This is a genomic window from Amycolatopsis sp. WAC 01376 (assembly GCF_003947415.1).
In the GTDB taxonomy this organism is placed as follows: domain Bacteria; phylum Actinomycetota; class Actinomycetes; order Mycobacteriales; family Pseudonocardiaceae; genus Amycolatopsis.
The window spans coordinates 113,584-127,745 of sequence record NZ_QHKL01000003.1; the positions used below are offsets into that span (position 1 = coordinate 113,584).

At 66.7% G+C, this 14,162-nt stretch carries 14 protein-coding genes and 2 tRNA genes; 4 read left to right on the forward strand and 12 right to left on the reverse strand.

From position 1 onward, the window contains the following. Nucleotides 1-31: 31 nt before the first annotated feature. From DMH03_RS17240 to DMH03_RS17260, 5 genes are all read right to left on the reverse strand, one after another. Nucleotides 32-1,198 carry an ROK family transcriptional regulator gene (locus DMH03_RS17240; protein ID WP_125793061.1) on the reverse strand — a complete coding sequence of 389 codons (1,167 nt, stop codon included), beginning with the start codon at nt 1,196-1,198 and terminating at the stop codon, nt 32-34. Between the two features lie 60 nt (nt 1,199-1,258). Continuing rightward, nucleotides 1,259-1,699, reverse strand: coding sequence for a GNAT family N-acetyltransferase (locus DMH03_RS17245; protein WP_125793062.1), 441 nt, complete (start codon nt 1,697-1,699; stop codon nt 1,259-1,261). Nucleotides 1,700-2,627: 928 nt separating this feature from the next. Beyond that, nucleotides 2,628-2,870, reverse strand: a complete 243-nt coding sequence (locus tag DMH03_RS17250; protein ID WP_125793063.1) for a helix-turn-helix transcriptional regulator — start codon at nt 2,868-2,870, stop codon at nt 2,628-2,630. Nucleotides 2,871-3,659: 789 nt separating this feature from the next. Beyond that, a complete protein-coding gene (locus DMH03_RS17255) occupies nt 3,660-3,905 on the reverse strand; it encodes a hypothetical protein (protein ID WP_125793064.1) in 246 nt (81 codons plus the stop codon). Next, nucleotides 3,892-4,293 (reverse strand): hypothetical protein, encoded by a 402-nt coding sequence (locus DMH03_RS17260; RefSeq protein ID WP_125793065.1) that lies wholly within the window; start codon nt 4,291-4,293, stop codon nt 3,892-3,894. The genes DMH03_RS17255 and DMH03_RS17260 overlap by 14 nt, the downstream gene beginning before the upstream one ends. Before the next feature lie 130 nt (nt 4,294-4,423). Here DMH03_RS17260 and DMH03_RS17265 point away from each other — a divergent pair, with 130 nt between their 5' ends. Continuing rightward, complete coding sequence (locus tag DMH03_RS17265; protein WP_125793066.1) at nt 4,424-5,650, forward strand: helix-turn-helix transcriptional regulator; 1,227 nt, start codon at nt 4,424-4,426, stop codon at nt 5,648-5,650. On the opposite strand, the gene cutA is transcribed toward DMH03_RS17265, so the two are convergent. Then, the gene (gene cutA / locus DMH03_RS17270) at nt 5,647-5,970 is read right to left on the reverse strand and encodes a divalent-cation tolerance protein CutA (protein WP_125793067.1); all 324 of its coding nucleotides are present in this window, start codon (nt 5,968-5,970) and stop codon (nt 5,647-5,649) included. The genes DMH03_RS17265 and cutA overlap by 4 nt on opposite strands. Nucleotides 5,971-6,093: 123 nt before the next feature. Next, a complete protein-coding gene (locus DMH03_RS17275; protein WP_125793068.1) occupies nt 6,094-6,327 on the reverse strand; it encodes a hypothetical protein in 234 nt (77 codons plus the stop codon). Nucleotides 6,328-6,507: 180 nt separating this feature from the next. Here DMH03_RS17275 and DMH03_RS17280 point away from each other — a divergent pair, with 180 nt between their 5' ends. Together DMH03_RS17280 and DMH03_RS42065 are read left to right on the forward strand one after the other, a co-directional pair. Continuing rightward, nucleotides 6,508-7,221, forward strand: coding sequence for a hypothetical protein (locus DMH03_RS17280; protein WP_125793069.1), 714 nt, complete (start codon nt 6,508-6,510; stop codon nt 7,219-7,221). A 143-nt stretch (nt 7,222-7,364) separates the two neighbouring features. Then, nucleotides 7,365-7,538, forward strand: a complete 174-nt coding sequence (locus tag DMH03_RS42065; RefSeq protein WP_158633092.1) for a hypothetical protein — start codon at nt 7,365-7,367, stop codon at nt 7,536-7,538. Here DMH03_RS42065 and DMH03_RS17285 read toward each other — a convergent pair. The 4 genes from DMH03_RS17285 to DMH03_RS17300 form a co-directional block, all read right to left on the reverse strand. Next, the gene (locus DMH03_RS17285; protein ID WP_125793070.1) at nt 7,530-7,796 is read right to left on the reverse strand and encodes a hypothetical protein; all 267 of its coding nucleotides are present in this window, start codon (nt 7,794-7,796) and stop codon (nt 7,530-7,532) included. The two genes, DMH03_RS42065 and DMH03_RS17285, sit on opposite strands and share 9 nt — an antisense overlap. A gap of 27 nt (nt 7,797-7,823) precedes the next feature. Next, nucleotides 7,824-8,063, reverse strand: a complete 240-nt coding sequence (locus DMH03_RS17290; RefSeq protein ID WP_125793071.1) for a hypothetical protein — start codon at nt 8,061-8,063, stop codon at nt 7,824-7,826. Further along, entirely contained in the window at nt 8,030-8,821 is a 792-nt protein-coding gene (xerC, locus tag DMH03_RS17295; protein WP_125793072.1) for a tyrosine recombinase XerC, read from the reverse strand. The genes DMH03_RS17290 and xerC overlap by 34 nt, the downstream gene beginning before the upstream one ends. Nucleotides 8,822-8,922: 101 nt before the next feature. Beyond that, a tRNA-Pro gene (locus DMH03_RS17300) sits at nt 8,923-8,996 on the reverse strand. Between the two features lie 84 nt (nt 8,997-9,080). Here DMH03_RS17300 and DMH03_RS17305 point away from each other — a divergent pair. Beyond that, nucleotides 9,081-9,154: transfer RNA gene (locus DMH03_RS17305), tRNA-Gly, on the forward strand. Between the two features lie 301 nt (nt 9,155-9,455). Here DMH03_RS17305 and DMH03_RS17310 read toward each other — a convergent pair. Beyond that, nucleotides 9,456-14,150 carry a HAMP domain-containing protein gene (locus DMH03_RS17310; RefSeq protein WP_370310835.1) on the reverse strand — a complete coding sequence of 1,565 codons (4,695 nt, stop codon included), beginning with the start codon at nt 14,148-14,150 and terminating at the stop codon, nt 9,456-9,458. Between the last annotated feature and the right edge of the window lie 12 nt (nt 14,151-14,162).

Below are 14,162 nucleotides of genomic sequence, written 5' to 3' on the forward strand. Positions count from 1 at the left end.
GAGCGTCAATTTTGCGATTTAGTGAAGTAACTCAAGAGGCGTTGGCGAGCCTTGTGAAGAGCGGATCTTCGTACAGGGCGTTCAGCATGACCGCCGCGCCCGCTGTCGCCAGCTCGTTTCCCGGAAAGCTCGACGCCACAACGTTTTTCGCCGCGTCCTGGCAGATCCAGGAGCGCTGCGCGACCTCGTCCCGGATCGTGGAAAGGCAACCTTCGACGTCGCGTACACTCTGGTCGAGCATGATGAGGATTTCCGGATTGAGGACGTCGAAGAGCAATGCGGCGGCCTGTCCGATAATTCGCGCGCGCTCGTGGAACAGTGCTATTGCGCTTTCGTTTCCCGATGCCGCCGAATGGAGTACATCGGCGAAAATCGGTTCTTCGACAAGCCCCGCTTCGCAAGCCTTGCGGGCGACCGTGCGCTCGGACACCGTGGCTTCGAGACAGCCGGTTCGCCCGCAGCGGCAAGGTTCCTCGCTGTCGTCGACCCGCAGATGCGCCACCGCGCCCGCCGCCGACCGCGGTCCATGATGGACGGTGTCACCGGTGGCGAAGGCGGCGTCGACCACGTTGCCGGTGAACAACTGCACCACACTGCTGCGCGCTCTCGGCTGCCCCAGCAGGCGTTCGGCGTGGATGAGCGCCCGCGAATGCCCGTCGACGCGGACGTCGAGACCGGTGACCTCGGTGAGCAGAGCGCGCAACGGGACCCCGCGCCAGCCGAGCAGACCGTGCTCCACCACCGTCCCCGACGCCTCGTCGACCCACCCGCCGGTCGCCACCCCCAGCCCGAGCGGCGTCCGCTCCGGCGCGTGTCCGATGAGGAGGTCGTCGAGCAGCTCCGCGATCTGCGCGGCCTGCACCGCCGGCTCAGCGCCGTGATGCGGTGCCTCGTGCTGTGCCAGCACTTTCCCGCGCAAGTCGAGCAGCCCGACCGTCAGATGGTCGACCGCGACATGCGCCCCGCACACCACGAACCGTTCCGTGTCGAGATCCACCGGCACATGCGGCCTGCCGACCGCGCCTGCCACCTCGGGCAGTTCGGTGAGGAACCCGCGGCGCAGCAGCTCGGCAACGTGCCCCGTGACGGCGGCGGCACTCAACCCGGTGCGGCGCGCGATGGTGCTGCGCGCTATCGCCCCTTCGTCCAGCACCGCGCGGAGCACCGCACTGGCACTGGCGCTCCGCCTGCCCGTCACGGTGCCGATGTTCGCAAGCGGGTGCGGGTGGGCCTAGGGCTCTCACGATCCGGGAGCTGGTCAGGCGGTCAGCGGGCGGATGAACCGGGCGCTCTGCTCGCAGCGATCCTCGTAGCCACGCGCGCGGTAGAAGGCGTGCGCGGCGGTTCGGTGGCGGGAACTGGTGACCTCCATGGTGTCGCAGCCCAAGCGCAGCGCCTCCGCCTCGGCCGCCGCGACCAGCTCGCGTCCGACGCCCGAGCCGCGCCGGGTCTCGTCCACCACCAAGGCCACGATCCGCCCGCCGGAACCCGGCCGCTCGAGAAGCGGGATCGCGACCACCGCGACGACACCGACCACCTTGCCGTCCGCCTCGGCGACGAAGGCGGCGCCCTCGGGATGGCGGGCCCACCGTTCGAGCCGGCCGCGCACGTCGGTTTCGTCGTTGTCCGGGTAACCCAGTTCGGCGAGCAGCGTGGTCACGGCGGGGGCGTCGGTCCCGAGGGCGTGGCGAATCTCCATGATCCTCATTAAAGCGGAGGGTCACGGCGGGGGCGGCCGGTGACTTGGAGTGAGAGGTGTGTGGGAATAGGGACGTTGAGTGTCCCTATTCCCACACACCTGCTGCGATCGGGCCGGTCACGCGGCGCGCAGACCTCCAAGCGGAGGGTCGCACCGGCTTTCGTTCCGGGCCCGAAGGCCCGTCAGAAAAGTGAAACCGCAGGTCGAAGACCGTTGGTCGGGATGACAGGATTTGAACCTGCGACCCTCCGCTCCCAAAGCGGAAGCGGCTGTGCGCCGTACTAACCAGTATATCGGCTGGTCGGTGCTGAGCGAAAGTTCGCAAAGCGGAGGGTCCAAGAATGATCTCGGTTTTACGCGTGCCAATCACTCAGAGTGACAGTATCTTGAAGCGGGCCTACTGAGGCGATTCAGGCTCGATCCCAGAGCCATCACACCGCGGGCAAAGCTCGCGTCGGGTTACCGGGCCCGTACTGGGGCTACGTCGAGTAACCCACATCTTCTTCTGGCCGTGGCAGAGGGTGCAGACGGGGCGTTCCTGGTCCGGTGCATCGTTCATCCCCGGCCCCTACTCCCGGGCGATGTGCACCCGGTGCGTGTGCGCCCGGGTCGGCACACGTACCGGTGTTGCGGAAAGCGCTTCCAAACCGGGCGCATGGTCTGTCCGGAGTGAACAGTCCATATTGCACGGTTTGGGTTTCAGTCGCCGCCTTTTGTCAGCAAATAACCTTAGATGTTAGAGGTTTGTCCGCCGCGTGGGTTCCGATTCCCAGTCTGCCGCCCTTTCGGGGGACGGTCGTAGCCCCCGGGGCGGAACGCGAGGCCCGGCACGCCGACGATCGCACCGGGCCCCCGGTCCCCATCCGGACCAGGCATCAACGAAAGGCCCAGGCGTCGAGACGCCTGGGCCTTTCGTTCCATCCGTCGTCTACGACCTGGTCAGTTCGCGCCGACCGGCGTCCGTGAGCATGTAGTACGGCCGCCAGTCGGGTGTGGACTTGTCGAACTCATGGGCGACCCAACCGAGGTTACGCATCTCCGCCAGCATCTCCGCCAGTCGCCGATGACTGACGGCCGCTGCACGCCGGAGATCCTGGGCGTAGAAGCGGGCTTCGGCGCCTCCCGCGAGGAACACGTCCGCTAGCCGGCTCTTGTCTCGGGCTGACCGCATGGTCCGATTCTAGTCGCCCTCGTCCACTTCCGGCGGGCGTGGAAGCCACGCGAACCGCCAGGACGGGTAGCCGGCACCGGGGTAAGTCGGCCCAGCCGGTTGCCCTGGTGGTCGACTTCCCGCGCTTCCGGGGACCCTGTTTCCGACCTGGCCACCGACAAGGCAGCTTCGGGTGTCGCGTCGCCGTCGTCGTTTCTTGGGCACGGCTAATCCCTCGACGGGGGGTCCGGCGGCTTGGGGACGTTGGGCGGACCGGAGTTTTTGTCTGTAGGCCTTGTGGGTGTGTCCTTGCCTGGCCCCGGATTCGTGGGGCTGGTCCCCGCCGGGTTGCGTTCGCGTGCCATCGCGCTATTCCTCGTCCTCGTCGTCGGATTTCTTCTTGGCGGGGGCGGGCGGGGGTGGTTCCGGCGACTCGTCGGGCAAGTAATCGTCGGCGTTCATCCAAATCGGTGGCATGGCTCGGCCTGCCTTTCTTCTTGTGGGTGAAGGTCGGGGCCGATCGCGGCGAGCAGCCCGGCCCCGGCTCCATCAGCGGGCGCGTTTCGGTCGCCGATGGTCAGTGCCGGGGCGGGATGGGGCCCGCCCCCGGCGCCCGTCGCGGGCGCATTCCCCCAGACGCGACGGGAGAAGCCGGGAGCAAGCCACCACTCGCCGCTCCCGGTTGCCCGTCGTCCCGTTGCACCAGGACGACGGGGGTTTGGAGCCTGGCCAACGCATCAGGGGAGACCGCCACGCCGACCAGGCAGCCCGACGCCGCACGGTGAGAGAGGGGGTGCGGCGCCGGGCGGACTATGTCGGCGGGTCTGCTCTCGCTTCGATGCCGAACAGGTCCGCGGGTAGTTCCTCGCCGTCCAGCTCGCTAGCGCGTCGAGCAAGAGCGGAACCGATCATGAGGAGATCCCGGCCGAGCTTCCGGAGTCCGGCCGCGTAGTGCTCGTCCGAGGGCTGCAAGGTCAGCAGGTCTAGCGTGACCTTGCCAATGTCGGCATTGACTCGCGCGATAGTCGCGAGAAGGTCGCGATCACGCTTGTCCACTGCGTGCCTCCGCGTTCGCCGTCAGAAGCTTGTCGCGACACAGCGGGCATCGCGCTTTCACCGTCGGCGCCGCGATCCGCTCGCGGCTGATGCTGCCGCGCTCGTGGCGCCGCGGCTCTGGCCGGTTCTCCTCGCACCACGGCAGCAGCATGGGTGGCCAGTCCACGTCCGGCGCCAGCTGCGCGCGTAGGTACAGGTGTGCTTCCGCGCTGAGCAGGAACCCGTGCCATTCGTACTCGGCCGCCCGCGAAAGCGACCCGCTCCGAGGCGACGGAATCCGCGCCCGGTGGATCTCGCCCGACCGCCGCCAGCTGAGCTGGTCGAAACCGAGGTCGGAGGATCCGTTGCTACGGCCCCGGCCAGGGGCCCGATCAGTCCGGTTAGTCACGATGTTGACGCTAAGAGCGATAATGCCTGGTGAGAGGAGCCCCGGAGGGTGGCCATTCCGAGAGGGTGGCCAGAAACCGGGGCCGGGCGCATGATGGCCACCTGTGGGGCGAGCGACGTGAGGGGTACCTGTGGAGCAGGACGACATCGGCGAACTGCTCCGGACCCTGCGTGAGGGCACAGGGCGGTCGCAAACCGATCAAGCCGCTGTTCTGTCGGAGCTATCGGGGCAGGCCATCAGCAGAAACGAGGTCTCTCGTTGGGAGGCCGAGCGGCGGCTACCGACTCCGTTCTGGCAGGAATACCTCGCTGCCAGTTTCGGGGTCGAAGGGAACACGATCAAGCGTGCTGTTTCCACTGCACGCGCTAAGCGACGAAAGGAAAGGACGGGCGGTGTGCAACGGCGGGAGTTCATCGGAGCAATCGCCGCCATGGCAATTCCGCTCGCGCGTACCGATCAGCCCACTGGTCGCCGGATCGGTCGATCTGACCTCGCGGAGTTGCGCCGCCGTACGGCTCGGCTACGGCGCCTGGACAACATCATGGGCGGCGCCGAAACCTTCCCGGTCTACAGCGCCGAAGCAAACGTCACGCAACGGCTGATCCGGGAATCCAGCCACACCGAGGACATTGGGCGAGAACTGCTTGCGCTGCTTGCCGAACAACAGCAGCAGGCCGGGTGGGCGGCATTCGACCGCGGGCAGCACTCGCTCGCGGAACAGCTGTACAACGACAGCCGCAAGAATGCTGAGGACGCGCAGGCCTTGGATCTCGCGGGGAACGCGCTCGCCTACGCCGCATACCAGCAGACTGCGACGCAGCAAAGCGGGACCGCGCTCGCAACGGACTCGTACGAGGTCGCGCGCCAGGTCGCCACGCCGAAGGTAGAGGCGCTGCTGCTTGAACGGAAAGCCTGGGCGCATGCGACGGCGAGGGAGGCACAGGAAGCTGACCGCGCGCTCAACCTCGCGCGGGAGGCGTTGAACGCCCCGGCGACCAGGCCAGAACCGGATTGGGTGTTCTGGGTTGACGCCGCCGAAATCGACATCATGGCCGGCCGCTGCTGGACCGAGCTCCGGCGGCCGCTGCGCGCCGTCCCGGTCCTGGAACGGGTGCTCGGCGAGTTCGACGACACGCACGCGCGCGATAAGGCCCTGTACCTGACGTGGCTGGCCACGTCCTACCTCCAGGCACGCGAGGTCGAGCAGGCCGCGGCGACGCTGGGCCACGCGGCGGACCTCGCTGCGGGTGTCACGTCTGTCCGTCCGGCACGTCGGATCGAAACGGTGGCGCGCAGTCTTGCCCGCCACCGTGCGACACCGGCCGTCGCCGATCTCCTTGTCCGGCTGGAGGTCTAGCTGGGACGTGTGGACTCCTCGGCCCACGCGAAGTATTCAGCCGAGCCGCGGACCAGCTCGACGGCCGTCACCTCGGGCTTGTTCCATGGGTGGTTCTCGATGATGTGCGCCTCCAGCTCGGCGTACCGCGCGTCGGTCGTCTTGAACGTCACGTTGAACTCCTCGCCCTGGCCGCTTTCGCCGAGATGCCAGAAGAACGACGTGACCGGGCCGACGACCTGAGCGGTACCGGCGAGGCGGGCAGCGACGGCCGAACCAGCGAGCTTCTCGCCGGATTCCCGATCAGGGGTAGTCGTGGTCACGACAAGATGAACAGTCATAGCCACAGGGTAGGGCGCCAGATCGGAGCGGCGCGCGGTCAGATCCCGCACTTCCACGCGGCGAGCGAGTCCGCCGAGTACCAGCAGCCGAACAGCACGAACGCCCCGTCCCTGCTGCCTTTGCTAAGTGGCCCGAAGTTGAGTCGCCTTGATTCCGGTGATCAGCGACGAGCCTTCGCGGACGATCGACGACGCCGTGCTGTTGTAGACGAAGAAGCAGATCTCGGTGTTCGCCGTGAACCACTCTTCGACGTGTACGGAGACGCTGAACGCGTAGCCGCTGCTGCTCTGCTTGTTGTAGTAGACGCCGCCGCCGGCGCGGGTGACGGCTTGCGGGGTGAGTGCGATACGAGGCATAGCGGGTGTGCCCTCCTAGGGACGGTGAGGTAGCTACCAGCGCCGAGAATCGCGCCCGACTGTCACTCGGCAAGGGCGGCCCGCATCTTCCGCCCGCCGCGGAGCCCGGTTGCAGCAGCGCGCCATACGTGATGTGCGAATTCTCGTAACGATCTTAGGCCTAGCGGGGATATCTGCCTTATGGATCGACGTTGGAAGAAACCCCTGATCGCTGCTACGTGCGTCTTCATCTCGGTCGTCGTGGTTGTCGTGGTGTGGGGAATCCGGCAAGACAAGAAGGCCGAATGGTTTTCGGCGTGGGCATCCGGAGCGAGTGCCGTAGTGGCCGTCATTGCGTTGTGTATCGCTAGCGTGGCGGCCATGGCGACAATTGAGACAAACCGCAATCAATCCGAGCAGCTGAGACGATTAGAAGAAACTAACCTGCGCGAGCAAGCCTCGAAGATGGCCGCTTGGATCTATTTCTCCGGTAAAAATTCACTGGCCCGATCCCAGGAGGTCCGGTACCACAACGCTGGCCCCTTGCCCGTATATGACGTAACGCTTACTTTCTTTGCCGAGGGTAAGCGGGCGATCATCCAGTATCCGACGCTCGATCCCACTAATGCGCCCGAACGTCTCTCGCGCGCGACTAGGCATATGAACGACTTCGTCAGAGGTCTGGGAGAGGTGAAGTTTCCGGGATCTTCTGTCAGCGAGTCGGGTGATACTGAAATTAACAACTACATCACGGATCTTTTCGACGAGAACAAGGTTAGCGTTCAAATGGACTTTTCCGATGGTGAGAAAACGTGGCGACGCCTTTCAAATGGAAAGCTGATCCTGCGAGGACATATTCACGTTCTCGGTATTGCGACTGAGGTCAACGAAGCAAAACCGGTAACAGCGGAGTAATAGACCAGCACTCTTTGCCTTCGGTGAGGTTCGACATGCGGCCGTGGTGTGGCCGGGTTGTCACTGGACGAGCTGTACCGGGTTCCCCGCCGTGTAGCCCTTGCGCCACATCTTCGCCTGCACACGCTCGGCGGTGCTGTCGCTTGTCGCGTCGAACGGTTCGTCGTCGAGCGGTCGCCACGTTCGGCGGCTGCCCTGCCGGCGGCGGTGCCGCGACCGCGGCCGCGCTCATCCCGCGGCAGGCCGAGGACGAGCACGAGCGCGGGGGAGCGCGTCTCCGTGTCGTCCGCGAAGCCGAGGTCAGCCCTTTAGGCTGATCGCTTCGCGCGTGCCTGCGCCGACTTGAGGGCGAGACTCTGCATGTGCGAGCGCCGGGCGTTCGCCGCCCGTCGCGCCCGTTCCTCGGGCGAAAGGATCCCGTCCGGGTCGACCAGCTTCTCGAAGCGGCACTCGGCGGCATTGCGGACCTTCTCCATTCGGCCGACCCGGTCGGGTTCCCTTGCCCACGTGGCGTTGGCGGCGATCTTCGCGCGCAACACGCGTTGTTTCGGGGTGAGGTTCGTTGATGCGGCCATGCGGCTAGCGTGGCGCTCGCCTGTCACCTACAGCAGGTCGCCGACGCGGATCTTCCGTGATGCGTCGTGGGCCCGCTCGACCGCGGTACTCGCGCCGTAGCGGCGTGCCATCTGCGAGGTGGTCCAGCCGTTCAAGAGCATGAGGTCGCTCTCGCTGCCGCCTGCCTTGAGGAAGTTGTGGCTTTGGTAGTGGCGGCCGAGGTGTGCGTGGAGGTTGCGGCCGATCTCATCGTTCACCTCGGCTTCGAGGCCGCGCCGCTTGAGCATGAGTTTGATCCCGTTGTCCGACAGGGGTGCCGGCGCCGTTCGCTGAGCCACAGGCGCGTGGTGTTCTCGGCTTGCAGGTGGCGGGCCCGCATGCGGAGGTAGCGGCCGAGGGCCTTGCCTGTGGCGGCGCTGAATGGACACGAGCGTCGCTTGCTGCCCTTGCCGGTGACGTGAATGACCCGGAGTGTCATGTCGACGTCGTCGTCTACGTCGAGGTACGCGATCTCGGACAGGCGCACGCCGGTGTCCCAGATGAGCCGGATGATCGCTTCGTCGCGGCGGCTGAGAAAGTCCTTGCCCTGGCATACCGCGAGGACGCGCTTCATGAGGTCGACCGACACCACCGGCACCGGCTGCGGCGGGACGTACGGCGCCTTGATCTTGGCCATCGGGTTGACCGTGATCTCGTCCTCGTCGATCAGCCACTTGAACCAGGGCTGTAGCGACCGGTAGTTGTTGTTCGCGTTGCCGGGGCTCGTGGTGGCCAGCCGGTAGGACAGCCACCGCCGGATGTGCCGGGGGTGGTAGTCCTCGGGTGCGTCCGGCACTGAGTCGAGCCAGTCCTCGGGGTCGTCGACGTCCGGGGGAGCGATCGGGTTGACCAGCCAGAGGTGGAGCTTGCGTACGGCGTCGGTGTAGTTGCGGGTGTAGTTGCGGATGGTGTTCTTGCTCTTGTTGTCGGACTCAAGGTCGATCGCGAACTCGGGGAGTAGCGATTTCCACGCTCCGGGAACGGGCTGAAGGACGAGAGGCGGCATGTGAAAATCCTCAAAGCGGACTGTCACCGAGCGCCGCACTAGCTTTCGAAACGGATCGGCTGCTCCGAAAGAGGGTGTTCATGCAGGCCAAAGGCCTAAGGTCGGGATGACAGGATTTGAACCTGCGACCCTCCGCTCCCAAAGCGGATGCGCTACCAAGCTGCGCCACATCCCGTGACTCCCCCGATCTCCCGGGGGGTGTGCGCACAGCCTAGCGGGTCACGCTAAGCTGTTTTCGCACCCGGTACTCCGGGGGCACGCGGGTGTAGCTCAATGGTAGAGCCCTAGTCTTCCAAACTAGCTACGCGGGTTCGATTCCCGTCACCCGCTCCACAGCTCCACATCAGAACCCGCAGGCTCCTGGCCTGCGGGTTCTTTCGTGTAAGGGAAGTATCGGCGGGTTCGCGTGTCTGGACGGACGACACACGTGTCTGGACGGACGACACACGTGTTCAGGCGGACGACTCGCGGCGGAACCCGGCCGCGCATCGTGTCGTCCGTCCAGACACGCGTGGCGTCCGCCGGATCACGTGTGGCGTCCGATCGGTCACGCGGAAGCATCGGCCGGGGTGGTCGTGAGTGGTAAGTGACGTTCTAACGTCACTTACCACTCACGACCACCTGGACCGAAGGCTCAGTCCGCGCCGACGTCCGAGGACTCGCCGGCGGGCTCCACGGCCTGTGAGAGGCCGCTGGAGGCGGCATCCGCTTCGAGGTGGGCGGCGATCAGGTCCAGCAGCTTGTCGGTGTCGACGGGCTTGGTCACGTAGTCGTCCGCGCCCGAAGCCAGGGTGCGCGCCTTGTCCTCCGCGGTCGCCTTCGCCGTGACGGCGATCACGGGCAGGTCTTCGTGCGCGGCCTCGGCGCGGATGGCGGTGATGGTGGCGTTGCCGTCCAGTTCGGGCATCATCACGTCCATCAGGACGAGCGCGGTGTCCTCGTGCCGTTCCAGGGCCCGGATGCCGGCGACGCCGGTCTCGGCGTAGATGACCTCCAGGCCGTTGCGTTCCAGCACGGCGGCCAGCGCGAAGACGTTCCGGAGGTCGTCGTCGACGATCAGGATCTTCTCGCCGTGGAACCGCAGCGACGAGCTCACGGGGATCACCTGCGGCACCGCCATGATCAGCGGGACACCGCTCGCCTGCGTGGTCGGGACGACCAGGTTCGAGGCGCTCACCGGCAGGTACAAGGTGAACGTGCTGCCCTTGCCGGGTTCGCTGCGGACGCGCAGTTCGCCGCCGAGCAGTTCCGTCAGCTGCTGGCTGATCGACAGGCCCAGCCCGGTTCCGCCGTATTTGCGGCTGGTGGTGCCGTCGGCCTGGCGGAACGCGTCGAAGATGATCGCGAGTTTGTCCGGGGCGATGCCGATCCCGGTGTCTTCGACGGCGAACGCGAGGACGCCGGGGGCCTGGCGGAGCGAGTCGGCTTCGACCTCGCCCGGGTCGGCCATCCGGATGTGCAGGCGCACGCCGCCCTCGTCGGTGAACTTCGCCGCGTTGGACAGCAGGTTCCGCAGCACCTGCTGCAACCGGTGTTCGTCGGTGTGGATCGACGACGGTACCGGCGGGTCGATCAGGACGGCGAACTCCAGGCCCTTGTCCGAAGTGAGCGGACGGCAGATCGATTCGACGTACTCGACCAGTTCGGGCAGCGTGACGTCGGACATCTGCAGGTCGAGGTGACCGGCCTCGACCTTGGCCATGTCGAGGATGTCGTTGATCAGCTGTTGCAGGTCGCTGCCCGCCGAGTAGATCGTCCGCGCGAACTGGATCTGTTTCTCCGACAGGTTCCCGTCCGGGTTCTCCGAAAGCAGTTTCGCGAGGATCAGCGCGCTGTTGAGCGGGGTCCGCAGTTCGTGCGACATGTTCGCCATGAACTCGGACTTGTACTGCGACGCCATGGTCAGCTGCCCGGCACGCTCTTCGAGTTCCTGCCGCGCCTGCTCGATCTCGCTGTTCTTGACCTCGATGTCGCGGTTCTGCTGGGCGAGCAGGGCCGCCTTCTCCGCGAGATCGGTGTTGGAGCGGCGCAGTTCCCGTTGCTGTGCCTGCAACTGCTCGGACCGGGCGCGCAGTTCCTGTGCCAGGCGCTGGGATTCGGTCAGCAGTGCCTCGGTGCGCGAGTTCGACTGGATGGTGCTGACGTTGACCGCGATGGTCTCCTTCAGCTGCTCCAGCAGGTCGATGTGGACGGTGCTGAAGGCGTTGATCGTCGCGAGTTCCAGCACGCCGAGCACCTCGCCCTGGAACAGCACCGGCAGCACGATCACGTTGACCGGCGCGGCCGACCCCAGTCCCGACGAGATGAGCGCGTACTCCGGCGGGGCCTCGTGGACCAGTATCGTGCGGCGGTCGACGGCGGCCTGTCCGATGAGCGATTCGCCGGGGGAGAACCGCAGGCCCGTCTGGGATTTCGCCAGCCCGTAGGTGGCGATGCTCTCCAGGACCACTTCTTCCTGCTCGTCTTCGCGGGCGAGGAAGAACGCGCCCTGCTGCGCGGACACCAGCGGGGTCAGCTCGGACAGGATCAGCGACGCCACCGACGCGAGATCGCGGTGCCCCTGCATGAGCGCGGACAGCCTGGCCAGGTTGGTCTTGAGCCAGTCCTGTTCGCGGTTCGCCCGGGTGGTCTCCTTCAGGTTCGCGATCATCTGGTTGATGTTGTCCTTGAGTTCGGCCACCTCCCCGGACGCGTCGACGGTGATGTGCCGGGTCAGGTCGCCGGCGGTCACCGCGGTGGCCACCTGCGCGATCGCCCGCACCTGGGTGGTCAGGTTCCCGGCCAGCTGGTTCACGCTTTCGGTCAGCCGCGACCACGTGCCCGCGACCCCGGGCACCTCGGCCTGGCCGCCGAGCGTGCCGTCCGTGCCGACCTCGCGGGCGACACGGGTGACTTCGGCGGCGAAGGCCGAGAGCTGGTCGACCATCGTGTTGATGGTGGTCTTGAGTTCGAGGATCTCGCCGCGCGCGTCGATGTCGATCTTCTTCGACAGATCGCCCTGCGCCACCGCGGTGGTCACCGTCGCGATGCTGCGGACCTGGCCGGTCAGGTTGTCGGCCATGACGTTCACGTTGTCCGTCAACGCCTTCCACGTGCCCGCCACGTTCGGCACGCGGGCCTGGCCGCCGAGGATGCCTTCCGTACCCACCTCGCGGGCGACCCGGGTGACCTCGTCGGCGAACGCGCGCAGCGTCTCGACCATGCTGTTGATCGTCTCGGCGAGGACCGCGACCTCGCCCTGCGCGTCGATCGAGATCTTCTTCGACAGGTCGCCGTTCGCCACCGCCGTCGTCACCGTCGCGATGCTCCGCACCTGGTCGGTGAGGTTGGTGGCCATGACGTTGACGTTGTCGGTGAGGTCCTTCCAGGTCCCGGCGACGCCGCGCACCTGCGCCTGCCCGCCGAGCTTGCCCTCGGTGCCGACCTCGCGGGACACCCGCGTGACTTCGTCGGCGAAGGCCGAGAGCTGGTCGACCATGATGTTGACGGTGTTCTTGAGCTCCAGGATCTCGCCGCGCGCGTCGACGATGATCTTCTGGGTCAGGTCGCCCTTCGCGACGGCGGTGGTGACCTGGGCGATGTTGCGGACCTGGTCGGTCAGGTTCTTCGCCATGAAGTTGACGTTGTCGGTGAGGTCCTTCCAGGTCCCGGCCACGCCGGGCACCTGCGCCTGGCCGCCGAGCCGCCCGTCGCTGCCGACCTCGCGGGCGACGCGGGTGACCTCGTCGGCGAACGCGGACAGCTGATCCACCATGGTGTTCAGTGTGTTCTTGAGTTCGAGGATCTCGCCCTTGGCGTCGACGGCGATCTTCTGCGACAGGTCGCCCTTCGCCACCGCCGTCGCCACCTGGGCGATGTTCCGGACCTGCGCGGTGAGGTTGTTCGCCATGAAGTTGACCGACCCGGTGAGGTCGCGCCAGGTCCCGGCGACCCCGGGCACCTGCGCCTGCCCGCCGAGCTGACCTTCCGTGCCGACCTCGCGCGCCACCCGGGTGACCTCGTCGGCGAACGACGAGAGCTGGTCGACCATCGTGTTGACGGTCGTCTTCAGTTCGAGGATCTCGCCGCGCGCGTCGACGGTGATCTTCTGCGTAAGGTCGCCCTTCGCCACCGCCGTGGTGACCTGGGCGATGTTGCGGACCTGGTCGGTCAGGTTGTCGGCCATCTGGTTGACCGAGTCGGTGAGCCCGCGCCACGTGCCCGCCACGCCCGGTACGGTCGCCTGACCGCCGAGGCGGCCTTCGCTGCCGACCTCGCGCGCCACCCGCGTGACCTCGTCCGCGAACGACGACAGCTGGTCGACCATGGTGTTCAGCGTGTTCTTGAGTTCGAGGATCTCGCCCTTGGCGTCGACGTTGATCTTCTGCGAGAGGTCGCCCTGGGCGACCGCGGTGGCCACCTGGGCGATGTTGCGGACCTGGTCGGTCAGGTTGTCCGCCATCAGGTTCACCGAGTCGGTGAGGTCGCGCCACGTGCCCGCCGCGCCGGGGACCTGCGCCTGGCCGCCGAGACGGCCTTCGCTACCCACCTCGCGCGACACCCGGGTCACTTCGTCGGCGAAGGCCGAGAGCTGGTCGACCATGATGTTGACGGTGTTCTTGAGCTCCAGGATCTCGCCGCGCGCGTCGACGTTGATCTTCTGGGTCAGGTCGCCCCGCGCCACCGCGGTGGTCACCTGGGCGATGTTGCGGACCTGGTCGGTCAGGTTGCTCGCCATCACGTTGACGTTGTCGGTGAGATCACGCCAGGTGCCCGCCACCCCGGGGACTTCGGCCTGACCGCCGAGCCGTCCTTCGGTGGCGATCTCGCGGGCCACTCTGGTGACCTCGGTCGCGAACCGCGAAAGCTGCTTGATCAGGCCGTTGACCGTCTTCGCGACTTCGGCGAACTGGCCCTGCAGCGGCCGCCCGCCGACTTCCAGCGGCATCGGCTCGGACAGATCGCCTTCCGCGACCGCGCCGAGGACACGGTTGAGCTCGGCCGTGGGCCTGCTCACGTCCTCGATCAGCCCGTTGACGACGTCGACCGCGGTCGCCCAGCCGCCGGGACCGATCTCGGCCGCGACACGCTCGGTCAGCCTGCCTTCCTTGCCGACCGCCTCGCGGACGCGCAGGAGTTCGGTCACCAGTCGCTGGTTGCGTTCGGCGATGTCGTTGAAGGCGCCCGCGAGCTGGGCCGCGAGCCCGTCTCCGTGTGCAACGAGCCGCCGCCGGAAGTTGCCGTCCCCGAGGTCACGAGCCGCCGCGAGCAGGCGTTCCAGGGTCGCTTCGTCCACCTGGCCGCCACCACCTTCGACGGGGAGCCGGTCCCTTTGGGAGTGCTGTGTCATCTGTGTCGACCC

Bases quoted from the DNA above. Each gene is read 5' to 3' on its own strand.
- DMH03_RS17245 (WP_125793062.1), bottom strand. From the start codon at position 1,699: ATGGAGATTCGCCACGCCCTCGGGACCGACGCCCCCGCCGTGACCACG.
- DMH03_RS17250 (WP_125793063.1), bottom strand. From the start codon at position 2,870: ATGCGGTCAGCCCGAGACAAGAGCCGGCTAGCGGACGTGTTCCTCGCG.
- cutA (WP_125793067.1), bottom strand. From the start codon at position 5,970: ATGACTGTTCATCTTGTCGTGACCACGACTACCCCTGATCGGGAATCC.
- DMH03_RS17275 (WP_125793068.1), bottom strand. From the start codon at position 6,327: ATGCCTCGTATCGCACTCACCCCGCAAGCCGTCACCCGCGCCGGCGGC.
- DMH03_RS17280 (WP_125793069.1), top strand. From the start codon at position 6,508: ATGGATCGACGTTGGAAGAAACCCCTGATCGCTGCTACGTGCGTCTTC.
- DMH03_RS17285 (WP_125793070.1), bottom strand. From the start codon at position 7,796: ATGGCCGCATCAACGAACCTCACCCCGAAACAACGCGTGTTGCGCGCG.
- DMH03_RS17290 (WP_125793071.1), bottom strand. From the start codon at position 8,063: ATGCTCAAGCGGCGCGGCCTCGAAGCCGAGGTGAACGATGAGATCGGC.
- xerC (WP_125793072.1), bottom strand. From the start codon at position 8,821: ATGCCGCCTCTCGTCCTTCAGCCCGTTCCCGGAGCGTGGAAATCGCTA.
- DMH03_RS17310 (WP_370310835.1), bottom strand. From the start codon at position 14,150: ATGACACAGCACTCCCAAAGGGACCGGCTCCCCGTCGAAGGTGGTGGC.